This is a genomic window from Promicromonospora iranensis, assembly GCF_028994775.1.
Lineage (GTDB): Bacteria > Actinomycetota > Actinomycetes > Actinomycetales > Cellulomonadaceae > Promicromonospora > Promicromonospora iranensis_A.
Map to the genome: position 1 here is coordinate 54,132 of NZ_JAJQMN010000016.1, position 22,508 is coordinate 76,639.

The following is a 22,508-nucleotide window of genomic DNA, read 5'->3' on the forward strand; positions in this document are numbered from 1 at the left end:
CTCTGCCTCCTGGGTCTCTGACCTGCACAGACGTTGCTGACATTCCTCGGAAGCGACGTCAATAGCATCCCCAGCTAAAGCGAAAGCCCTCTGCTTCCAATGCAGAGGGCTTTCGTTTTTTGCGTTGCGCGCAGACATTGTTGCCTTGACGCAAAAGGGCCTGACCGGTTCGGACATTCCGGTGGTGGCAGGCATTTCGACGGCTTTATTGACGCCCCGTCAGTGCGCGCGTGCTCTCCACGGCTCAGCGCGAGTGCTTGGTCAACGCCGGCTTCTTTTCCATGTTGTGCAGGCCGTTCCACGCCAGGTTGACCAGGTGGGCCGCTACCTCGGTCTTCCGGGGGCTGCGTGCGTCCAGCCAGTACTGGCCGGTGAGCGCGATCATGCCGACCAGCATCTGTGCGTAGAGGGGTGCGGCCTTGGTCTCGAGACCGTTCTCCCGGAACTGCGGCTCGAGGATCGCCTCGACCTGGGTGGCGACGTCGCCGATCAGGCTGGAGAACGTGCCCGTCGCCTGCGCCACGGGGGAGTCGCGCACGAGGATGCGGAAACCGTCCTCGGACGACTCGATGTAGTCCAGGAGGGCGAGCGCCGTCCGTTCCAGGAGCACCTTGGGGTGGCCGCCCGAGCCGAGGGCTCCGGTCAGCGCGGTGGTCAGCGCCTGCACCTCGCGGTCCACGACGACGGCGTAGATGCCCTCCTTGCCGCCGAAGTGTTCGTAGACGACCGGCTTGGAGACCTCGGCGCGCGCCGCGATCTCCTCGACGCTCGTGCCCTCGAAGCCTTTCCCGGCGAACAGTCCGCGGCTGACCGCGAGCAGCTGCTCACGGCGCTGACTGGCCGTCATGCGAGGTCGGTGGGTACGTCGGTTGTCGGCGGCCATGGTGTTCATTGTGCCCGAGGGGTAGTTCCGGACGAGTCCGGAACAGTTCGGGACGTATCCGGAACGCTCCCGTCCGAGGTGCTCGGCGGGGAGCGGATGTGGCTGACGACTCGCCGGGCGCGGGCGAGGGCATGCCCGGGGACCTGGCAGACTGTTCACGGACGTGCGACGGTGGCACACGCCCGCTTCGGGTCACGACGGAGCCCCCCGCGCGCCCGGTCCGCCTTGGTGTAATCGGCAGCACAGAGGTTTTTGGTGCCTTTAGTCCAGGTTCGAATCCTGGGGGCGGAGCCATCCGGATCTGACGAACCCACCGATCGGAGCACTCGTGACCGAGACACCTCAGCCGGCAGCAGTCATTGTTCTTGCCGCTGGCCAGGGCACCCGCATGAAGTCAGCGTTGCCGAAGATCTTGCATCCGCTCGGCGGCAAGCCGATGGTCGGGCACGCGCTGACGGCTGCTCGTGAGCTTGAGCCGCTGCAGGTGGCCGTGGTGGTCCGGCACGAGCGTGAGCTGGTCGCCGAGGCTGTCGGTCAGCTCGATCCCGGCGCGGTCCTCGTGGACCAGGACGACATCCCCGGCACCGGCCGAGCGGTGCAGTGCGCCCTCGCGGCGCTCGACTCCAAGGCGCAGGCGGCCGCGGCCGCCGCGGGCATCGCCGACGGCGAGATCGTGGGCGACGGCATCGACGGTGCGGTCGTCGTGGTGGCGGGCGACGTCCCGCTGCTCGACGGCGCCACGCTCGGCCAGCTGCTCTCGGCGCACCACGCCGACGGCAACGCGGTGACCGTCCTCACCACCGAGGTCGCTGACGCGGCCGGCTACGGCCGGATCGTGCGCGAGCCGGACACCGGCGACGTGCTCGAGATCGTGGAGCACAAGGACGCGAGTGCGGACCAGCTCGAGATCCGCGAGATCAACTCGTCGGTCTACGTGTTCGACGCCGCCACGCTGCGCCGCGGGCTGAGTGGTCTCGACAGCCGGAACGCGCAGGGCGAGGTCTACCTGACGGACGTCATCGCGTTCGCCCGTACCGAGGGTCTGCACGTGCGGGCACTGCTCGCCGACGACCCGATGCTGGTCGAGGGTGTCAACGACCGGGTGGCCCTCTCGGTCCTGGCGCGCGAGATGAACCGGCGCATCGTCGAGGAGTGGCAGCGCGCGGGCGTGACGGTGCAGGACCCGGCCACCACGTGGATCGACGTCGACGTCGAGCTCGCTCCCGACGTCACGCTCCTGCCGAACACGCAGCTCCAGGGCGCCACCGTGGTCGGCACGGGCGCCACCATCGGTCCGGACACCACGCTGACCGACGTCGAGGTGGGCGTGGGTGCGACGGTCGTCCGTACGCACGGGTCGCTCGCGGTCATCGGTGAGGGCGCGTCCGTCGGGCCCTTCGCGTACCTGCGTCCGGGGACCAGCCTCGGCCGCAAGGGCAAGATCGGCACGTTCGTCGAGACGAAGAACGCCGAGATCGGCGCGGGCAGCAAGGTGCCGCACCTGTCCTATGTGGGTGACGCCACGATCGGCGAGCACTCCAACATCGGTGCCGCGTCGGTGACCGTCAACTACGACGGCGTGCACAAGCACCGCACGGTGATCGGCTCGCACGCCCGCACGGGAGCGGACAACATGTTCGTGGCCCCCGTGACGGTGGGCGACGGCGCGTACACCGCCGCCGGCTCCGTGATCCGCCGGGACGTGCCCGCGGGTGCGCTGGGCGTCACCGCCGGGCAGCAGCGGAACATCGAGGGCTGGGTCGCCCGTCGCCGGCCGGGGACGGCCGCGGCGGAGGCCGCGTCGAACGCCCAGGGAAGGGCGGCCGGTCTCGGTGACCAGGCACAGCGTCAGCTTGCCCAGCAGAATGCAACCGGGGCCCCCACGGCCCCGCAGGCCGCGGCCACCCAGGCCGAGCCGGCCGACCTGGCCCCCGTCCCCGGGGCCGACAAGGAAGGAAAGTCCCGCTGATGACCAGCATTGCTCCCGGCCCGAACCGCCATCCACTCGTCCTCGCATCGGGACGCGCACACCCCGAGCTGGCGCGGAACGTCGCCAAGGAGCTGGGCATCGATCTGCTCGGCGTGTCCGCGTACGACTTCGCGAACAGCGAGACCTACGTACGCTTCAGCGACTCCGTGCGCGGTATGGACCTGTTCCTGCTGCAGTCGCACACCATGCCGGTCAACCAGTGGATCATGGAGCAGCTGCTCATGGTCGACGCCGCCAAGCGGGCATCCGCGCACTCGGTGACCGTCGTGGCGCCGTTCTTCGGCTACGCACGCCAGGACAAGAAGAGCCGCGGCCGTGAGCCGATCTCGGCCCGGCTCATCGCCGACCTGTTCAAGACGGCGGGCGCCGACCGCCTGATGAGCGTCGACCTGCACACCGCGCAGATCCAGGGCTTCTTCGACGGGCCGGTGGACCACCTGTGGGCCATGCCGATCCTCGTCGACTACGTGCGCACCCGCGTGGACGTCGAGAACGTCACCGTCGTCTCGCCCGACGCCGGGCGCATCCGCGTCGCCGAGATCTGGGCCTCCAAGCTTGGCGGCGGCCCGCTGGCGTTCGTGCACAAGACACGCGACGTCACGCGGCCCAACCAGTCGGTGGCCAACCGTGTGGTGGGCGACGTCGAGGGCCGCGACTGCGTGCTGGTCGACGACCTCATCGACACCGGCGGCACCATCGCCGAGGCGGTCAAGGTCATCATGGCCGCCGGGGCGAAGTCCGTGACCGTCGCGGCGACGCACGGCGTGCTGTCCGGCCCGGCCGCGCAGCGGCTCACGGACTGCGGGGCGCGCGAGGTCGTCGTGACCGACACCCTCCCGATCGAGGACGACCGCCGGTTCCCGAACCTCAAGGTGCTCTCCATCGCGCCGCTGCTCGCGTCCGCGATCAACGAGGTCCACTCGGACGGCTCGGTGACGTCGCTCTTCGACGGCAACTCCTGATCCACAACTTCTGATCCACAACTTCTGATCCACAACTTCTGATCCACAACTCCTGATCCACAGGGTGTGTCCGCCGGGGCACCTGTCTGGGTATACGGTCTGACTCTTGACTCGGATACGGTCAACGGAGGACCGTGTCTTGACAACGATCTGGGAGGGTCAGTGACCGTCACCGTCGTGGTGCCCACGTTCAACGAGGGGCCCAACGTTCGGGTGCTCACGGAGCGGCTGTGCGCCGCCTTCGGTGTGCTGCCCGACGGCGGTCGCACCTCAGGCGCCGTGTACGGCCCCGAGGGCGGCCCGGCTCCCGTCGGGGCGCCCGGCCTGTCGGAGATCCTCTTCGTCGACGACTCGACGGACGACACCCCGGACCTGATCCGCGAGGTCGCGGCCACCGCGCCCGTCCCGGTGCGCCTGCTGCACCGCGAGACGCCGCAGGGCGGGCTCAGCGGTGCCGTCGTGGACGGGCTGCGGACGGTGACCACCGAGTGGGCGGTGGTCATGGACGGCGACCTGCAGCACCCGCCGGAGCTCGTGCCCGCGCTCGTCACGCGCGGGCGCGAGTCGGGGCTCGACCTCGTCGTCGCCTCCCGGTACACGGGCGACGGCGACGCCGGGGGCCTGGACGGCTGGTGGCGGCACGGTGTGTCGATCGCCTCGGCGCTGCTCGCGCGGTCGATGTTCCCGGTGCGGCTGCGCAACGTGACCGATCCGCTGACCGGGTTCTTCGCCGCGCGCGTGGACCGGCTGGACCTGGACTCGCTGCACCCGCGGGGCTTCAAGATCCTGCTGGAGCTCCTCGCCCGCAACACGCTGGCCGTCGGGGAGGAACCGTTCGTGTTCGGCGAGCGGTACGCCGGGCACTCCAAGGCCACCTTCAAGACCGGCCTGCGCTACCTGGAGCAGCTCGCCGCCCTGCGGTTCGGCCGGATGTCGCGGTTCGCGATCATCGGCGGCTTCGGCGCGGTGCTCAACATCCTCATCCTGTGGGCCCTGACCGCGCTGGGCGTCCACTACGTGGCGGGGGCCGTGATCTCCGCCGTCGTGACGATCCTGACCAACTTCCTGCTGCAGGAGCGGTTCGTGTTCCGCGACCTGCGGAACGAGGGCCGCGGCGTCTGGTCGCGGTTCGCGCACTCGTTCGCGTTCAACGGCACCGAGGCAGCCATCCGGCTGCCCGTGCTGTGGTGGCTGGTCGAGTTCACGGGCATGTGGCCGGTGCTCGTGCAGGCGGTGACGCTCGTCGTGGCGTTCCTGCTGCGGTTCGTGTTCCACGTCCAGGTGGTCTACCGGCCGCGCCGCACGCAGCCGTCGATCGGCGTCACACCGCCTGTCGGTGCGGACCGCGCCGACGAGCGGGTACAGTAGTCAGGTTGCCTCGGCGAGGGACGCTTGACGGCCGCGGCGGGACTCGATCCCGCTAGCACCCGGACGGCGTCCGTGATCGACTGGGCGGCCGTCGGCGGCCCCTGGGTGGAGTTCCCTCCAGCACTCCGTCCCACGTGCCCGCTCCGCGCCCGTCACGTGTCCCGCGCCGACGCAGCCGCCGACCGAGTTGCACACACAGACCTTCCAGGAGTGAATTCCCATGGCCGAGATCAAGCTCGCCGCTGAGCCCCGTACCGAGTTCGGCAAGGGTGCGGCCCGCCGCATCCGCCGCGACAACAAGATCCCCGCCGTCCTCTACGGGCACGGCGGCGACCCGGTGCACGTCACGCTGCCGGGCCACGAGTCGATGCTGGCGCTGCGCCAGACCAACGTGCTGCTCAACATCGACGTGGACGGCAAGGGCCAGCTGGCCGTCGCCAAGGACGTCCAGCGCGACCCGGTGAAGAACACGATCGAGCACATCGACCTGCAGGTCGTGCGCGCCGGCGAGAAGATCACCGTCGACATCGCCGTGAACATCGTGGGCGAGTCGGCCCCCGGCACGATCCACCTGGTCGAGGAGCAGACGCTGTCGGTCGAGGCCGAGGCCACGCACCTGCCCGAGTCCGTCGACGTCTCCATCGAGGGCCTCGAGTCCGGCTCGCAGATCCACGCCGAGGACGTCGCCCTCCCGACCGGCTCGACCCTGCTCACCGACCCGAAGGCCGTCGTCGTGCTCGTCACCGAGCCGCGCGGCGAGGCCGGCGACGACGACGAGTCCGCCGCGTCCGCCGAGTCGCCCGCCGAGGCCTCCTCGGAGGGCTGACCCCCCCGGCAGCACCCAGCGCGACCCGGCCTGAGCCGGAGCGCACCGGGCCGAGGCAGAACCTCCAGGCGCGCGCACGAGAAGATCGTGCGCGGCGCGGGTTCTGCCTCGGCCCGACCTGTTTCCGCTCGTACCGGCCTCGGCAGGCGATCCTCTGCCGTGAGCAGCCCCGTTGTCTTGCAAGTCCGTTGTCTGGAAAGGACACGACATGAGTGACCGGCCCTGGCTCGTCGTCGGGCTCGGCAATCCAGGTCCCAAGTACGCCGGCAACCGGCACAACGTGGGGCAGATGGTGCTCGACCTGCTCGCCGAGCGCACCGGCGCGCGCTTCTCCAAGCATCCTCGCGCGCAGGCCGTGGTCGCCGAGGCGCGGCTCGGGGTGCTCCCTGGCGGGGCACCGGGCCCACGGGTGGTGCTCGCGAAGCCGACCACGTACATGAACACGTCGGGCGGTCCGGTCAGCGCGCTCGCGAAGTACTACGACATCGACCCCGAGCAGGTGGTCATGGTGCACGACGAGGTGGACATCCCCTTCGACACGATCAAGCTCAAGATCGGCGGGGGCGAGGGCGGTCACAACGGGCTGCGCGACACCACGAAGGCGCTGGGGACCAAGGACTACCACCGGGTGCGGGTCGGCGTCGGCCGTCCGCCGGGCCGGATGGACACCGCGGACCACGTGCTCAAGGACTTCTCCGCCACGGAGAAGAAGGACCTGCCGATCCTGGTGGACGACGCCGCCGACGCCGTCGAGCTGCTGGTCACCGAGGGTCTGCTCGCCGCGCAGGGAAAGTTTCACACCGCCAAGGCGTGATGCTCACGGCGGCCGGGCGGACCGAGACCCAGTTCTCGGCCGCCCGGCCACCGGAGCTGCTCAGCCGGCGGGTGCCGGTCGGTGCGCCTCCGCCCCCGCCCAGGTTCTCAGGTAGCTCTCCGGGCCGCGCGACAGGTCGTCGATGACCTCCTGCCCGCCCACGAGGCGCAGGTCCTCGACGTAGTCCGGCACCAGACCGTAGTGCGCGACGCCGTCCACGTTGACGTCCCAGGTGCGCTCGCCGGTGGTCTGCCGGTCGAGCACGGTCCCGCCGTCGAACGACCGGAACGGGTAGGTGACGGGGTTGGCCGCCGCGTCACCCCGGGGCGGCGGGGTGCCGCCGAACCCGTTCATGTCGAAGCCGAACCCGATGCCCGCGCCGTACCGTTCGCGCACCGGTGCGGTGCGCTCGTACTCCTCGACGAACTCGTGGGCGGCATGCCCGTAGATGGTGGCGAACCCGCCGAGGGCGTACAGCCGGTCGAGATACCGCTCGTCCATCCAGGAGTGCGTCGACAGGACGCCCGGGTAGCCCTCCGCCTCCAGGACGTCGAGCGTCTGGTCGGCCGCCTTCGCGCTCATGTGGTCGATCTCGATCATCATGTTGCGCTCGATCAGGCCGCGGACCGTGTACGCGCCCAGCCCGGACAGGCCGCGCGTGTTGCAGAGCGTCCCCGGCGGGTAGAGGGGCAGCACCGGCGGGAGGTCGTCCTCCAGCTCCGGCGGGAGCTCCCCGTTGCCCGGGTTGTGGTCGTGCGGCTGGTCCGCGGGGCAGGAGCGCGCGTCCCACCAGGTGCCGGTGGAGAGGAACTGGCCGGCGTTGATGATCGTGCCCATGGACCCCTCGTCGAACCGCACGCCGCACAGCGCGTTGTCGAACTTGTGGCACAGGTACATCGAGCGGACGCCCAGGTCGTACAGCTCGTCGAGGCCGGCGTCGATGTCGGCCCGGGAGCACCGCGGGATCCGCAGGGTCTGCTTGCACCCGAACGGCTCCGACGTCTCGACACCGAGCACGACGGCGAGCTTGCCCTCCTCGATCACCCGCCGCGCCTGCTCGCTGCTCGTGACGATCCGGAACCAGCCCCTGCCCGGCCCGCCGTACTGCGCGTCGACGTAGGCCTGGAGGTCGTAGGTGTCCTGCGCCTGGCGCCGGATCGCCGTCATCTCGTCACAGCTCTGGTGGGTGCCCGGGTTGATGGAGCACAGCAGGCCGTTGGTGACCAGGTCGTTGACGAGCACGCGCTGTCCGCCGCGCCAGGCCCGCTCGACCCAGCGGTAGTACATCTGCTGGTGGGTGAGCGAGTCGTGGGCGGGCCAGTCGGCGAACGTGGGCCATCCCGTGGTGTCGTGCGTACCGATGGGGGAGCCGTCCCGGGTCAGGTTCTCGAGCAGGGCGCCCAGCCCGTGGGGTTCGTGCGACAGGCAGTCCCGCAGCGCGGTCTCGATCCCGCGCTCCGAGAAGACCTTGCCGCACAGGGCCGCTCCGCCCATGCCGTCCTGCATGAACAGGTGGCTGTGCGCGTCGATGAGGCCGTACACCGTCCCGTCGGGCCGGGTGCCGGTGAAGGGGGTGCCCGTGGCATTGACCTCTGCCTCCGGGCTGGGGAGCGTGGGTTCGGCCAGTGCCGCGGGTCGCGGTGCGGTGCCCGGCCCGTTCGTGGCCGACGCCGGAGCCACCAGCGCCGTGGTGCTGAGACAGGCGGCGGCGACCGCGGCCGCGAGCACAGCCGTCCGTCTGATGCGTCGCAGGCGTTGCACAGGACCTCCCGCTGTACCGGGGCGAGGCCGGGGCTCCGCCGGTCGCGACGGCGCCTTTGCCGTTGCTGAGTTGGACACAATAACAGGACATGCCACGTACGGGGTAGATGTCGGCAAAAAAGAACATGCGCTCGTGCGGGCCGAGGTCGCCGTCGTCCGAGATGCCGCTGGACCCTGAACCCGGTCGAGGTCGCAGGCTGCGCGGCATGACATCACCACAGTCCGTCCGATGGCGGGGACCACACCCGCACACCCGCTCTCCGCTCCCCGCGTCGTACCTGGTGTGGCTCGGTGCCTCCACCATCTCCCAGCTCGGCGACGTGGTGCTCGGGTTCGCGGTGGGCTGGGTCGCGGCCGAACACGGCGGAAGCGCCGCCGGCCTGGTACTGGCGGCGGGCAGCCTCCCGTCGGTGCTGCTCCTCCTCCTGGGCGGGACGATCGCCGACCGGTTCGGCGCGCGCCGCGTGATGATCGCCGGCGATGCCGTGATGCTGCTGCTCTCGGTGGCGTTGGCGCTGAGCGTCCTCCGGGTCGGCACGCCGTTGTGGCTCCTGCTCGTGGCGAGCGCCCTGCGTGGAACGGTGTCGGCGTTCTACCGTCCGTCCGCCGGGTCGATGCCCCGGCGCCTGGTCGCGGACGGGCAGCTCACCCGCGCCCTGGCGCTGCGGCAGGGCACCGGCCAGGCAGTGCTCCTCCTCGGTGCGCCGCTCGCCGGCATCCTGGTCGCGGCCGGCGGGCTCGGCTCGGTGGCCCTGGTCGACGCGGGCACCTTCCTCGTGGTCCTGGTCGTCCTGGTGCTGGTCCGCCCCCGGTACGCGACGCCGTCGCCGCGCCGGGGCGAGCCGGTGTGGCGCGCGGCGCTCGACGGCGTGCGGGTGGTACGCCGCACGCCCGGCCTGCTCCCGGCCCTTGCGCTGGTCGGGGGAGCGGCTGCGTTCCTGCTGCCCACCATGTCCCTCGTCGTCCCGCTGCTGGCGCGCGAAGCCGGGTGGGGCTCGTCATGGACCGGCGTGGTCACCGGTGCGCAGGGGGCCGGGATCGTCGCGGTCACCCTGGTCGTCGTGCACCGGGGCGGCGCACGGCGCCCGGGCGTGGCGGTGTCGGGCGGACTGGCCGTCGCTGCCCTGGGGCAGGCCGGACTGGTGATCGCGGCGTCGATACCCGCCGAGGGCTGGGTGAGCGTCGCCGCGGCGAGCGCAGTCGGGCTCGGCAGCGGGTTGTTCACCGCGCATCTCGCCCCGGTCGTGCTCGGCCGGGCCCCGCGTACGCACCTCGCCCGGGTGCAGGCTCTGGTCGGGCTGGTCCAGGCCGTCGCGGTCACGATCACCGTCCCGGCGCTCGGGGCGCTTGCGAGCGTCACGTCCGTGGCGGTCGCCGGGAGCGTCTGTGCGCTGGGGCTGCTGGGCTGCGCGGTCTGTGGTGCGACGGCCCTGCGACGGTTGACCCTCGAGCAGGTCGAGGGTGCACAGTGAGCCCATGCACGATCAGCTGCGTGGTATCGGGGCCGTTGCCGCGGAGAGCGGCCTCCCGGTCAGCGCCCTGCGCTTCTACGACGCCGCAGGCGTGCTCCGCCCCGCCTGGTCCGACCCCGCCACGGGATACCGCTGGTACTCGCGTGACCAGGTGGACCAGGCTCGGCTGGTCGCCCGGCTGCGGCAGGTCGAGATGCCGCTCGCCGAGATCGCCGAGGTGGTTGCCGGGCGGCACCGTCCGGTCGATGCGCTGGCCGTGCTGGAGCGGCACCAGCGCACCCTCGAGGAACGGTTCGCTGCGGCTCGCGAGCAGCTGTCCGACGCTCGCGCACTCCTCGCCGACCCGCCCGCCACCCGCTTCGAGGTGTCGGCGGGGGACCTCGCGCGGGCGCTCGCCGCCGTCCGCTACGCCGTGAGCTCGGATCCCGCGTGGCCTGCGCTGACCGGCATCCTGCTCGACTGCTCGGACGGCGGCCTACGGCTGGTGGCCTGCGATCGCGCTCGGCTCGCTGTCGCCTCCGTGTCGGTACGGCACCTCGACGGGCCGCCCGTTCGGGTCGTCGCGCCGCTCGCCGCCCTGGATGCGTTGCCCGACGGCGCGGACCGCGGCGCGGACGGGCCGGTGCTGTCCGTCGAGCTGCGGGTCGACCGGGTGGTGCTCGGCGCTCCGGGCGCGGACCCGAGCACCGCTGAACCGGTCGCCGGAGAGTACCCCGACTACCGGGCGCTGCTGCGGGCCAGCTGGGTCCGCGAGGTGCGGATCCCGGCATCCGACCTGGTCAGCCGGGTTGTGGACGGGTTGCCGGTCGGCGACGGAACGCCGGACGACGAGGGAACGCCGGCCGATGACGGACGGCCCGACGTCGTCGCGGTGCTGCTACGGGACCACGGGGTCGACGTCGTGCGGCCGAGCGTCCCTGGCGCGGTGACGTTCGACCGCGCGTACCTGCTGGAGGCGCTCGCGGCGATCGACGGCGACGACGTGACGCTCGCCCTGGACGCTGTTCGTCAGGTCTTGGCGGTGGCCTGCCTCACGCGGCCGGACGACCGGAGCCTGCTGATGCCGGTGCGGAGGCGTCAGGACTCGACGAACTTGTCCGCCAGGCCGCGTTCCAGGTAGTCGGCCGGCAGATCCTGGACGAGCAGCTCGGCCTCGGCGCGCTCGGTGTGCAGCCGCCAGTAGGCGTCGGCCAACGTCCGTGGCTGGGAGTCGTGGCCGCCCTGGCCGATGTAGGCGGCGATCGCGACGTGCGCCGCGTAGACCCCGGTGCCGGACAACGCGGCATGGAGGTTGAGGATCCAGTTGCGCATGCCGCCGGTGGCGATCTGCACGTTCGCGACGTGCGGGGCGATGATCGGCCCGGAACCCGCTCCGCTGGTGACCAGGACCGTCCCGGTGCCCCGCTCCAGCATGCCGGGCAGCACGTGCTGCACCGCCGCGACACCACCGAGCAGATAGAGGTCCAGCTGGTCGAGGACCGAGTCGACGGTGACCTTCGTGGCCTCGACGATGGGTGCCGTGCGCAGGTCGGCCGGGCTCGGCGCAGGCGAGTACTCCAGCACGTCGATCGGTCCCAGCTGTTCTTCCGCGGCGGTCAGTGCCGCATGCAGAGCGGGCCGGTCGGTGACGTCGGCAGGAAACACCTCGGACCGGACGCCCTCCTCGGACAGGCTGTCGGCCACATCCTCGAGTGTCGTACGGTTGCGGGCGATCAGCGCCACGTCGAACCCCTCGGCGGCGAACCGCTGACCGATCGCCCGACCGAGCTGCGGTCCCGCGCCGACGATCGCGATCGTGCTCATCGGCCCACACCTGTGTCATTGTTTGTGTCATTGTTCCGGTTCACGTGGACACCGTACGAAGGCCGTGGGTGACCGGGCTCGGATCAGCGCGACAACCCGGACGGAAGATGCGCGACACGATGGACGGCACGTTCTCGATGAGCCCGAGCGGCGGGAACGCCTTCAGCGAGTTCGCCCGCGAGTGGAGCTCCCGGATGGGCGACAGGTTCGCGCTGCCGCCCTACAACCCGGCGACCGTCTCCGGTTTCCGGGCGCGGTCCCGCGGGTTCCGGCTGCGGGGCATGGTCTTCAACGACTTCGAGAACGCGGCCGCTCTGCGGACCGTGGGCCCGCGGGTCGGTGCGGAGGACCACCTGCGCCTGTGGATCGTCCACCGGGGTGGCTGGCGGTTCGGTGTGCCCGGCGGGGCAGAGCACTCGGCGCCGGCCGGCAGCTTCCTGGTCCAGGCGGGGCAGCTGTCGTACTTCGCGGCCCTGCCGCGCACCTCGGCCCAGGTGCTCGTGCTGCCCGCCGCCGAGATCTCGCTCCCGAGGGGCACCGCGGCGGCCGGCAGTGCCGACGCCGCGGGGGTGCGCCTGCTGACCGCGCACGCCACCATGGTGAGCCGGCTGCTGGACGATCTGGAGCCGGCCGGCGTGGACGCCGCACGTGAGACCCTGGCCGAGCTGGCCCGGGCCGTGGTGCACGGCGGCCTCGACGACGTGGAGCCCCGCCTGGCGGCGGCGCTCGCGCAGGCCGCTCGGGACATCGCCGACCGGCGGCTCACCGATCCCGCCCTCTCGCCGGCGACCCTGGCACGGCAGCTGCACGTCTCCGTGCGGACACTGCAGCGGGCGTTCGCGGCCGAGGGGCAGACACCGAGTGCGTACATCCGGGCCCGTCGCCTCGACGAGGCCCGTCGTGCGCTCGTCGCCGGGCCGCGGCGCACGACCGTCACGGAGGTCGCCGCCCGGTGGCAGTTCGCCGACAGCGGCCACCTCACCCGCGCCTTCCGCGAGCGCTACGGTCAGACCCCGACCGACTACGTCGCGACCACCGCGGAACGGACCGACGGGGCACGCCCGCTCTGAGGCGTCAGGGCCTGGAGCCCGACAGCCACCTCGGTGGGGCGAACAGCCAGCGTGCGCCGATCCTGGGCGCCAGGGCACCCAGTCCTAGTCCGACGGTGATCGCCGCCGCCCAGAGCACCACCGGCAGCCACTGCGACTGCGGGGCGGGGACCCACACGGCGTTGCTGTACATCAGGTACAGCAGCCCGAGCACCACGGAGGTATGCGTGACGAACACCGGCAGCGTCCGCGAGCCCAGCCACTGCAACCCGAGTGACCTGGGCAGATGCCCGACGCCGGGCACCCGCACTCCGGGCACTCGCGAGGCCAGCACGCTCACCGCCACCCCGGCCGGCACCCCCGCGACGTTCGCCAGCAGGTAGAGCCCGGGGACGTCGGCGAGACCGAGCTCGCGCACGGCGACCTGGATCCCGAGCCAGACACCGACGGCGCCGATCGTCCAGAGCCAGGTGACCCGCCGGGCGAACCGCTCGAGCAGCGGCCGCAGGTGCAGCCCGCCCAGGAAGAAGACCACGAACTGCGCGGTGCCGCGCCACGCGATGCTCTCCGGTTCCCAGCCGGCGAGCGCCCACCCGCTCACGCAGGCGGCGATCACGAGCTGCACGGGGGCCGGGACCCGGCGCAGTGCCCGTGCGATCACGAAGAACGCGGCGAGCGTCCAGATGAACCACAGCTCGGACCGGGGGACCAGGAGCGACCAGGTCAGGTGTTGCCCCACGGTGCCCCAGTCGGCGTCGACCACCTGGTAGTAGCCGGTGAGCAGGCGGACCACCAGGGAGATCGGCTCCCACAGGACGAATACCCACGCGAAGAAGAGCAGCTTGCCGCGGGCGAGGTGCGACCACGGCACCGTCATCCACTTTCCGGCGAACATGCCGGCCACGGCGAAGAACAGCGGCATGCGCAGGCTGCGCAGGGTCTCGTTGACCTCCCGCAGCACGCTCACCTCGTACCCGGTCGACCAGGTCCAGTTGGTCGCGTGGTACAGCACCACGAGACCGATGGCGAGGCCGCGGGCGGCGTCGGGCCAGGCGAGGCGGTCGGGGGTGCGGGGCCCGACGGCGGCGTCTCGTCCCGGCTTCGGCGCGCCTGCGTGCCGCGGGGACCCGGAGGGGGTGAACATCGCGGGTCATCGTACGTGCAGAGTCCCGTCGGAGGGCAGCGCCGGCCACGACACGTCGGACATGTGCCGGACGCCGTGGCCCGACACCGTGCCCGACACCGCGCCCCGACACCGTGCCCGACCGCCGCCCGACACCGTGCCGGGCGGCGGTGTCGGTGGTCGGGAGTAGCCTGGGATCAGCCCGTCACCCCGTCGGCCGCACCCGGTCGTGCTCGTGATGGGCCCGTCGTCGTGCGCCCTCGAAGGACAGAACCCATGAACCTCACCGGCCTGCTTCCCACCCTCCTGCGCGACCCTGGCGCCGCCGCCGCGGTGGAGCACGTGCGCGCCCGTGGCTTCGCCGACGTGGTGGGCCCCGCCGGCGTGCGTCCGCCCCTGCTGGTCGCGGCGTCCGCGGAGCGGCCGCTCGTCGTGGTCACCGCGACCGGCCGCGAGGCCGATGACCTGGCCGCGAGCCTGCGTGGGTACCTCCCGGAGGACCGTGCCGACGACGTCGCGGTGCTCCCCGCCTGGGAGACGCTGCCGCACGAGCGGCTCAGCCCGCGCGCGGACACCGTGGCCAAGCGCCTTGCGGTGTTCCGGCGCCTGGCGCACCCGGCGGAGGGGCACGGGCAGGCGGGCGAGATCCGGGTCCTGGTGATGCCGGTCCGGGCACTGCTGCAGCCCGTCGTCGAGGGCCTGGGGGAGCTCGAGCCGGTTCAGCTCGACATCGGTGCCACCGCTGACCTGACCGACGTCGCCGAGCGGCTCACCGCCGCCGCCTACACCCGCGTCGACATGGTGGAGCGGCGTGGCGAGTACGCGGTCCGCGGTGGCATCCTCGACATCTTCCCGCCCACGGAGGACCACCCGCTGCGGTGCGAGTTCTGGGGCGACGAGGTCACGGAGATCCGCTGGTTCGCCGTGGCCGACCAGCGCAGCCTGGAGATGGCCGAGCGCGGGTTCTGGGCGCCGCCCTGCCGCGAGATCCTGCTGGACGACGCCGTCCGGACGCGCGCCGCGGAGCTCGTCGAGACCCTGCCCGGCGCCGTCGAGATGCTCGACAAGCTGGCCGCCGGTGTCGCGGTCGAGGGCATGGAGTCGCTGGCGCCCGTGCTGGTGGACCGCATGATCTCCGTCCTGGAGCTGGTGCCCGACGACGCGCTGCTCGTGGTCAACGAGCCCGAGCGCGTGCGCCGTCGTGCCCACGACCTGGTGGCGACCACCGAGGAGTTCCTCGCCGCCGCCTGGACGGGGGCGGTGGCGGGCGGAGCGGCGCCGATCGACCTGTCCGCCGCGTCCTTCGCGACGTTCGCCGAGGTGCGTGAGGTAGCGGCCCGGCGCGGCCTGGGCTGGTGGACACTCTCGTCGTTCACGCAGGACACCGAGCTCGGACCGGCCGGTGACGACGACCCCGCCGTGGCGGGCGAGAACGTGTTCACCATCAGCGCCCGGGACGTCGAGTCGTACCGCGGAGACCTCGCGCGCGCCCTGGACGACGTGCACGGCCTGCAGGTCGCGAGCTGGCGTCTCGTGCTGACCACGGAGGGGCACGGCCCCGCCAAGCGCATGACCGAACAGCTGTCCGAGGCGGGTACCGCGGCCCGGCTGGCGATCTCGCTCGAGGAGGAGCCGGAGCCCGGCGTCGTCCACGTCGTCGCGGGCGGTGCCGGCAAGGGCTTCGTGGCGCCCGACCTGCGGCTCGCCGTCTTCTCCGAGCAGGATCTGACCGGGCGCGCGGGCTCCGGGACGCGCGACATGCGCAAGATGCCCAGCCGACGGCGCAACGTGGTGGACCCGCTCCAGCTCAAGGCCGGCGACTTCGTGGTGCACGAGCAGCACGGGGTGGGCCGGTTCGTCGAGATGGCGCAGCGCACCATGGGTACGGGCGGCAACCGCGCAACGCGCGAGTACCTCGTGATCGAGTACGCGAGCAGCAAGCGCGGCCAGCCGGGCGACCGGCTGTTCGTGCCCACCGACCAGCTCGACCAGGTCACCAAGTACACCGGCGGGGAGTCGCCGTCGCTGTCCAAGATGGGTGGCGCTGACTGGAAGAACACCAAGGCCAAGGCGCGCAAGCACGTCAAGGAGATCGCGAGCGAGCTGATCCGGCTGTACAGCGCGCGCATGGCGACGCAGGGCCACGCCTACGGCCCGGACACGCCCTGGCAGCGCGAGCTGGAGGACGCCTTCGCCTACGTCGAGACCCCGGACCAGCTGGCGACGATCGACGAGGTCAAGGCCGACATGGAGAAGTCCGTGCCGATGGACCGCCTGGTGTGCGGCGACGTCGGGTACGGCAAGACGGAGATCGCGATCCGGGCGGCGTTCAAGGCGGTGCAGGACGGCAAGCAGGTCGCCATCCTGGTGCCCACGACGCTCCTGGTGCAGCAGCACTTCGAGACGTTCTCCGAGCGGTACACCGGGTTCCCCGTCAACGTGCGGGCGCTGAGCCGGTTCCAGTCGGCCAAGGAGTCGGAGGAGACGCTCGCCGGTCTCAAGGACGGCAGCGTCGACGTCGTCATCGGCACCCACCGCCTCATCACCGGTTCCGTCCAGTTCAAGGACCTGGGCCTGGTGGTCATCGACGAGGAGCAGCGCTTCGGCGTCGAGCACAAGGAGACGCTCAAGCAGCTGCGCACCAACGTGGACGTGCTGGCCATGTCCGCGACCCCGATCCCCCGCACGCTCGAGATGGCGGTGACCGGCATCCGCGAGATGTCCACGCTGGCCACGCCGCCGGAGGAGCGCCACCCCGTGCTCACGTACGTGGGCGCGTTCGAGGAGAAGCAGATCGCCGCGGCCCTGCGCCGCGAGCTGCTCCGCGAGGGGCAGGTCTTCTACGTGCACAACAAGGTCGAGACCATCCAGCGCACCGCCTCACGGCTGAACGAGCTCGTGCCCGAGGCCCGGATCGGCGTCGCCCACGGCAAGATGAGCGAGCACCAGCTCGACCAGGTCATCCGCGCCTTCTGGGAGAAGGAGCTCGACGTCCTGGTGTGCACCACGATCATCGAGACCGGGCTGGACATCTCCAACGCCAACACCCTGATCCTGGAGCGTTCCGACATGCTGGGCCTGTCCCAGCTGCACCAGCTTCGCGGGCGGGTGGGCCGCGGGCGCGAGCGCGCCTACGCGTACTTCCTCTACCCGCCGGAGAAGCCGCTCACCGAGACGGCGCACGACCGGCTCGCCACCATGGCAGCCCACACCGACCTGGGCGCGGGCATGCAGATCGCCATGAAGGACCTCGAGATCCGCGGGGCGGGCAACCTGCTCGGCGGTGAGCAGTCCGGCCACATCGCCGGCGTCGGGTTCGATCTCTACGTGCGCATGGTGGGTGAGGCGGTCTCCGCCTTCCGCGGCGACGCGGAGGAAGAGGCGCCCGAGGTCACCATCGAGCTGCCCGTCGACGCCCACCTGCCCGAGTCGTACATCGCCACGGAACGGCTGCGGCTGGAGGCGTACAAGAAGATCGCCACGGCGCACGACGCCGTGGCCCTGGACGAGGTGCGTGCCGAGCTCACCGACCGCTACGGCGCGCTGCCCGACGTCGCGGGCGCCCTGTTCGACGTCGCGAGCTTCCGCAACCACGCCCGCCAGGCGGGGCTCACGGACATCACCGCACAGGGCAAGTTCGTCCGGTTCGCGCCGGTGAACCTGCCCGAGTCGGCGCAGCTGCGGCTCAAGCGGCTCTACCCCGGGACGGTGCTCAAGCCCGGCATCCGGGCGATCCTCGTCCCGTTCCCGACCACCGCGCGGCTCGGCGGCCGGCCGCTGCGGGGTACCGAGGTGCTGGAGTGGGCGCGAGGCCTCATCGATGCGGTGATTCTGGCGGACGTGGGTGCTGCGGCTAAGGTCGGCACCAGCGCTTGAGCCCCGGTGTCGTGGCCCGTGGGCATAGGTGAAACTCAGATTCACAGCAACCCGCCAGGAACGTATAGGCTCCACCCGCGTAACTCGCTCATCATGTCTTTTTTGTGTGGAGGACCCCGCATGGCACTCGGACACCGCGCGCTTGCGGTCATTGGCTCTATCGCGGTCACCACCGCGCTCGGGGCGCTGATGACCGGCTGCTCGACCAGCTCGGACCAGCCGGCGGAAGCCGCTGAGCAGACGGTCGAGGTGGATCCGCAGCTGCGCGCGCTGCTGCCCGGCGAGCTGCTGGCCGAGTCCACGCGCATCACGGTCGGTACGGAGTCGGGCTACCCGCCCTTCCAGTACACGAACGAGGCCGGGCGCATCGTCGGGTTCGAGATCGACCTGTTCGACGCCGCCTCGGACCGGCTGGGCCTGAAGTACACGTTCCACGACATGCCGTGGGACGACCTCATCGAGGAGCTGTACGCGAGCAACGTCGACATCGTCGCCGCGGCCATGTCGGACACCCCCGAGCGCCAGGTCGACTCCGACTTCGTCGACTACTACAACGACAGCGACGCCATCATGGTCCCGGCCGGCAACCCCGAGGGGATCACCAAGCTCACCGACCTGTGCGGCCGCACGGTGGCCGTGCTCGTCGAGACCACGCAGGCGGAGGCGCTCACCGGGCTCAACGCGGGAAAGTGCCAGGCGAAGCCGGTCAAGATCGTCGAGTTCGAGACCGACGCCGACGCGCTCGCGCAGGTCCAGGCGGGCAAGGCGGACGCCGAGCTCACGCAGTGGTCCACGGGTGCTTACAACGCGAAGCAGATCGGCTCCGGAGACGTCTTCGAGGTCGGGAACACCGAGATCATCAACCCGACGCCGCTCGGCTTCCGGTTCCTCAAGGGCGACGTCGAGCTGGTCCGCGCGTACCAGGCGGCGCTGCAGAGCATCATCGACGACGGCACGTACGCCCAGATCCTCGAGAAGCACGACCTCTCGGCGGGCGCTCTGACGACGGCCACGGTCAACAACCAGCAGCCGTGACGCACCGCTGAACGTCATGCCGACGGGCCGTCCCACACCGTGGGGCGGCCCGTTCTGCTGTGCCAGGACCCGCCGTCGGGCCGACCGTCGATCCGGTCTGCAAGATAGTGGTCACCCTAGTGACCATTACGTGGCCCGTCGGTTAGCCTGGTAACCGAAAGGAGCAGCCATGGCCAGAACTTCCCTCCGGACCCGGCGCGACCTCGCCTCACTCGGCGACCACGTCCGTGCCTGGCGCAAGATCCACGGCCTCACGGCCCAGCTCGTCGCCGACCGTGCGGGCATCACGCGCACCACGCTCCGCGCGATCGAGACGGGCACCGGAACGGTGAGCCTGGAGAACACATTGGCGGTACTGCGGGTGCTCGGGGTGGCTGACGCCGTCGTCGGCGCCACCGACCCGCTGACGACCGAGATGGGCAGGTTCCACGCGGAACGCGCCCTGCCGCAGCGGGTCAGAGTGCCGAGCTGAGAAGGTGAGCCGCGTTGTCGATACATGTCGAGGTCGAGCTGCCAGGCGGGGGACAGGTCCGCGCCGGCGACCTCGACATGCACCTCAACCGGGGCGGTGCCCTCGTGGGCTGCACGTTCCGCTACGACGCCGCCTACCTGCGTGATCCCCGTGCGTACGCCCTGTGCCCGGAGCTGCCGCTGACGCCGGGGAACATCCCCTCCGGCAGCGACCGGCCCCTGTTCGGTGTCCTCGCGGACTGCCAGCCCGACCAGTGGGGGCGCACCCTGCTGTTCAACGCGGAGCGGCGTGCCGCTCGCGCGGAGGGCCGTGGCTTCATGACCCTCACCGAGGTGGACTTCCTGCTCGGGGTGCAGGACGAGACCCGTCTGGGGGCGCTGCGGTTCTCGCTCGACGAGGGCAGGACCTTCATGGGACCGCCGCGGGCGGAGGTCCCGGACCTCGTGGACCTGCCGTCGCTGACGGCCGCCGCGGACGCCGTCGCGCAGCACCGGGAGACCGACCACGACGTACGGCTCCTGGTCGCGGCCGGAACCTCGATGGGCGGGGCGCGGCCGAAGGTGACGGTGAAGGACAGCGCCGGCGACCTGTGGATGGCCAAGCTGCCCGAGAGCGGCGACCGGTGGGACGTGCAGGCCTGGGAGTACCTGACGCTGCGGCTGGCGTCGGACGCGGGCATCGAGGTGCCCGTGGCGCGCCTGCACCGCATCGGCCCCGCACGGTCCATCCTGCTGACGCGCCGCTTCGACCGGCGGCCGGACGGCGGACGCATCGGCTTCCTGTCCGCCGACAGCCTCACGCAGAAGGCGTTCTTCGAGGTCATCGACTATCGGACGCTCGCGGAGACGCTGGCGGACCACTCGGGCCGGCCGGCCACGGACGGGCACGACCTGTTCCGCCGCGTCGCGTTCACGCTGCTCGTGCGCAACGTGGACGACCACATGAAGAACCACGGCTTCCTGCGCCGTGCGGACGGCTGGTCGCTCTCTCCGCTGTTCGACGTGAACCCCAACCCGTTCGCGGTCGCCGAGTCGACGCCGCTGCTCCCCGGCGGGAGCCGTATCGACCGGGACGTGCGGGAGCTGCTGGTCACCGCGGACTCCTACGGTCTCCGGCAGGACAATGCCCGCCGGGTGCTCGCCGAGGTCGCGGCGGCGACGTCGGGCTGGTCGCGTGTCGCCCACGACATGTCGCTCCCGCCCGAGGAGATCGCGCTGATGGCGGAGGCGTTCGAGAACCCCAACCACGACGAGGCCCGAGCGGCCTGAGGGTTACGCTCCAGAGGTGACTGGTAACACCCGGCCCATCGAGGCCTCCATCCGCACGGACTTCCGCGACGAGATGGACTACGGCTCCTACCTGGGGCTCGACGAGCTCCTCTCGGCACAGCACCCGATGAGCGACCCGCCGCACCACGACGAGCTGTTGTTCATCATCCAGCACCAGACCACCGAGCTGTGGCTCAAGCTCGTGGTGCACGAGCTGCGTGCCGTGCGCGGGTTCCTCGACACCGACGACCTGTCCCGGGCGCTCAAGGGGCTGGCCCGGGTGAAGCACATCCAGCGCACCATCACCGAGCAGTGGTCGGTGCTGGCGACGCTCACACCCAGCGAGTACGCGGAGTTCCGGGGGTCGCTGGGGCAGTCCTCCGGCTTCCAGTCGCACCAGTACCGAGCCGTGGAGTTCCTGCTGGGCAACAAGAACGCCGGGATGCTCCAGGTGTTCCGCGACAAGCCCGGGGTGCACGCGCAGCTGGCCCAGCTCCTGGCGGAGCCCACCGTGTACGACGCGTTCCTGCGCCTGCTGGCCCGGCGCGGGCATCCCGTGCCGGCCGAGATCCTGGACCGCGACGTCACCCAGGCCTGGGCCGAGCACCCGGAGCTGGTCGCCGTCTTCAAGACGATCTACGAGGACCCGCACGGCAACTGGGAGCTGTACGAGGCCTGCGAGGACCTGGTCGACATCGAGGACGCGTTCCAGCTGTGGCGCTTCCGCCACCTCCGCACCGTGCAGCGCACCATCGGCTTCAAGACCGGTACGGGCGGCTCGAGCGGCGTCGGTTTCCTGAAGCGTGCGCTGGACCTGACGTTCTTCCCCGAGCTCATCTCGGTGCGCACCGAGATCGACGGCCCGCTCGGTGCCTGACGGCGTGCCGGACGTGACGCTCCCGGGCGTCGTCGACCGCCACGTACACCTGGGGCTGGTCGACCGGGCGCTCCTGGCCGACGGCCCGGTCGCCGAGGTGCACGACCTCGGCTGGGACCCGCGTGAGACGACCGACTGGGCGGCCACGCCGCCGTCGGGTGTCCGGGTGCGGTACGTCGGGCCGTTCCACACCGCGCCCGGCGGGTACCCGAGCGGTCGCTCGTGGGCGCCGGACGCCGCGGTGCGGCACATCGCCTCGCGGCGGGCCGCGGCCGAGGCGGTAGCTGACGTCGCCGCCGCCGGCGGCTTCGCGGTCAAGGTCGCCCTGCACGCGGGCATGGCCCTGCTGCCCGACGACGTCCTGGGGGCGCTGGTCACCGAGGCGCACGCAGCGGGACTGCCCGTGGTCGTGCACGCCGAGGGGGCGGGCCAGGCCGGGCGTGCGGTCGACGCAGGGGCGGACACCCTGGTGCACGTGCCCTGGACGGAGCCGCTGTCGCCGCAGCTGATCGCCCGGGCCGCCCACATGACCTGGATCTCCACGCTCGCGATCCACGACCGGCCGGGGCAGCCGGCCGGTCCGGAGCCGGCGCTCGACAACGCGCGGCGGTTCGTCGCGGCGGGCGGCACGCTCGTCTACGGCACGGACATGGGCAACGGCCCGACGCCGGTCGGGGTGAACGAGCGCGAGATCGAGCTGCTGGGCGAGGTGGGTCTGAGCGGCGAGGCGTTGCTGCGCGCGGTGCTGGGCCCGGCGGACGCCCCGGCGCTGACGGGACCCGGCCCGGAGCCGCGGACGGCGGCCGAGCTGACCGCCTGGCTCCGCGCCTCTCGCCGCCTCTGATGACGCCCGTCTGACGACGACCACCCGAGACGCCGGCACGCCCGTCGGTCGAGCTTGTCGAGACCTCTTCCACCCGCGCGGTGGT

At 71.5% G+C, this 22,508-nt stretch carries 18 protein-coding genes and 1 tRNA gene; 15 read left to right on the forward strand and 4 right to left on the reverse strand.

Annotated features, from left to right (window positions below; translation table 11 throughout):
- Nucleotides 1-244: 244 nt before the first annotated feature.
- Nucleotides 245-847, reverse strand: a complete 603-nt coding sequence (locus tag LUU90_RS23350; protein ID WP_275006358.1) for a TetR/AcrR family transcriptional regulator — start codon at nt 845-847, stop codon at nt 245-247.
- 255 nt (nt 848-1,102) lie between these two features.
- On the opposite strand from LUU90_RS23350, the gene LUU90_RS23355 reads away from it, so the two are divergent.
- The 6 genes from LUU90_RS23355 (at nt 1,103) to pth (ending at nt 6,843) form a co-directional block, all read left to right on the forward strand.
- Nucleotides 1,103-1,177: transfer RNA gene (locus tag LUU90_RS23355), tRNA-Gln, on the forward strand.
- 34 nt (nt 1,178-1,211) lie between these two features.
- The gene (gene glmU, locus LUU90_RS23360; protein ID WP_275006359.1) at nt 1,212-2,852 is read left to right on the forward strand and encodes a bifunctional UDP-N-acetylglucosamine diphosphorylase/glucosamine-1-phosphate N-acetyltransferase GlmU; all 1,641 of its coding nucleotides are present in this window, start codon (nt 1,212-1,214) and stop codon (nt 2,850-2,852) included.
- Nucleotides 2,852-3,835 (forward strand): ribose-phosphate diphosphokinase, encoded by a 984-nt coding sequence (locus LUU90_RS23365; RefSeq protein WP_275006360.1) that lies wholly within the window; start codon nt 2,852-2,854, stop codon nt 3,833-3,835. The genes glmU and LUU90_RS23365 overlap by 1 nt, the downstream gene beginning before the upstream one ends.
- 162 nt (nt 3,836-3,997) lie before the next feature.
- Nucleotides 3,998-5,203, forward strand: a complete 1,206-nt coding sequence (locus LUU90_RS23370; protein ID WP_275006361.1) for a glycosyltransferase — start codon at nt 3,998-4,000, stop codon at nt 5,201-5,203.
- A 220-nt stretch (nt 5,204-5,423) separates the two neighbouring features.
- On the forward strand, nt 5,424-6,029 hold the full coding sequence (locus tag LUU90_RS23375) for a 50S ribosomal protein L25/general stress protein Ctc (protein WP_275006362.1): 606 nt from the start codon (nt 5,424-5,426) through the stop codon (nt 6,027-6,029).
- Between the two features lie 208 nt (nt 6,030-6,237).
- Complete coding sequence (pth, locus tag LUU90_RS23380; RefSeq protein ID WP_275006363.1) at nt 6,238-6,843, forward strand: aminoacyl-tRNA hydrolase; 606 nt, start codon at nt 6,238-6,240, stop codon at nt 6,841-6,843.
- Between the two features lie 60 nt (nt 6,844-6,903).
- Here the strand turns inward: pth and LUU90_RS23385 are convergent, their stop codons facing one another.
- Nucleotides 6,904-8,571 (reverse strand): membrane dipeptidase, encoded by a 1,668-nt coding sequence (locus LUU90_RS23385; protein WP_275006364.1) that lies wholly within the window; start codon nt 8,569-8,571, stop codon nt 6,904-6,906.
- A 239-nt stretch (nt 8,572-8,810) separates the two neighbouring features.
- Between LUU90_RS23385 and LUU90_RS23390 the strand changes: the two genes are divergently transcribed.
- Together LUU90_RS23390 and LUU90_RS23395 are read left to right on the forward strand one after the other, a co-directional pair.
- Complete coding sequence (locus LUU90_RS23390) at nt 8,811-10,076, forward strand: MFS transporter (RefSeq protein ID WP_275006365.1); 1,266 nt, start codon at nt 8,811-8,813, stop codon at nt 10,074-10,076.
- A 4-nt stretch (nt 10,077-10,080) separates the two neighbouring features.
- On the forward strand, nt 10,081-11,196 hold the full coding sequence (locus LUU90_RS23395) for a MerR family transcriptional regulator (protein WP_275006366.1): 1,116 nt from the start codon (nt 10,081-10,083) through the stop codon (nt 11,194-11,196).
- Here the strand turns inward: LUU90_RS23395 and LUU90_RS23400 are convergent.
- Nucleotides 11,154-11,879: an SDR family NAD(P)-dependent oxidoreductase gene (locus LUU90_RS23400; RefSeq protein WP_275006367.1), complete on the reverse strand. Its 726-nt coding sequence runs from the start codon at nt 11,877-11,879 to the stop codon at nt 11,154-11,156. The genes LUU90_RS23395 and LUU90_RS23400 overlap by 43 nt on opposite strands.
- 107 nt (nt 11,880-11,986) lie before the next feature.
- Here LUU90_RS23400 and LUU90_RS23405 point away from each other — a divergent pair, with 107 nt between their 5' ends.
- Nucleotides 11,987-12,949 carry a helix-turn-helix transcriptional regulator gene (locus tag LUU90_RS23405; RefSeq protein WP_275006368.1) on the forward strand — a complete coding sequence of 321 codons (963 nt, stop codon included), beginning with the start codon at nt 11,987-11,989 and terminating at the stop codon, nt 12,947-12,949.
- A 4-nt stretch (nt 12,950-12,953) separates the two neighbouring features.
- On the opposite strand, the gene LUU90_RS23410 is transcribed toward LUU90_RS23405, so the two are convergent.
- Nucleotides 12,954-14,072, reverse strand: coding sequence for an acyltransferase family protein (locus LUU90_RS23410; protein ID WP_275006369.1), 1,119 nt, complete (start codon nt 14,070-14,072; stop codon nt 12,954-12,956).
- A 255-nt stretch (nt 14,073-14,327) separates the two neighbouring features.
- On the opposite strand from LUU90_RS23410, the gene mfd reads away from it, so the two are divergent.
- The 6 genes from mfd (at nt 14,328) to LUU90_RS23440 (ending at nt 22,423) form a co-directional block, all read left to right on the forward strand.
- The gene (mfd, locus tag LUU90_RS23415) at nt 14,328-17,927 is read left to right on the forward strand and encodes a transcription-repair coupling factor (RefSeq protein ID WP_275006370.1); all 3,600 of its coding nucleotides are present in this window, start codon (nt 14,328-14,330) and stop codon (nt 17,925-17,927) included.
- A gap of 120 nt (nt 17,928-18,047) precedes the next feature.
- Nucleotides 18,048-18,962 (forward strand): ABC transporter substrate-binding protein, encoded by a 915-nt coding sequence (locus LUU90_RS23420; RefSeq protein ID WP_275006371.1) that lies wholly within the window; start codon nt 18,048-18,050, stop codon nt 18,960-18,962.
- 169 nt (nt 18,963-19,131) lie between these two features.
- Nucleotides 19,132-19,434, forward strand: coding sequence for a helix-turn-helix transcriptional regulator (locus tag LUU90_RS23425; protein WP_275006372.1), 303 nt, complete (start codon nt 19,132-19,134; stop codon nt 19,432-19,434).
- Nucleotides 19,435-19,448: 14 nt separating this feature from the next.
- Nucleotides 19,449-20,702 (forward strand): type II toxin-antitoxin system HipA family toxin, encoded by a 1,254-nt coding sequence (locus LUU90_RS23430; RefSeq protein ID WP_275006373.1) that lies wholly within the window; start codon nt 19,449-19,451, stop codon nt 20,700-20,702.
- Between the two features lie 16 nt (nt 20,703-20,718).
- The gene (gene kynA / locus LUU90_RS23435; RefSeq protein ID WP_275006374.1) at nt 20,719-21,579 is read left to right on the forward strand and encodes a tryptophan 2,3-dioxygenase; all 861 of its coding nucleotides are present in this window, start codon (nt 20,719-20,721) and stop codon (nt 21,577-21,579) included.
- Nucleotides 21,580-21,583: 4 nt separating this feature from the next.
- Nucleotides 21,584-22,423, forward strand: coding sequence for an amidohydrolase family protein (locus LUU90_RS23440; protein ID WP_275006375.1), 840 nt, complete (start codon nt 21,584-21,586; stop codon nt 22,421-22,423).
- Nucleotides 22,424-22,508 lie beyond the last annotated feature (85 nt).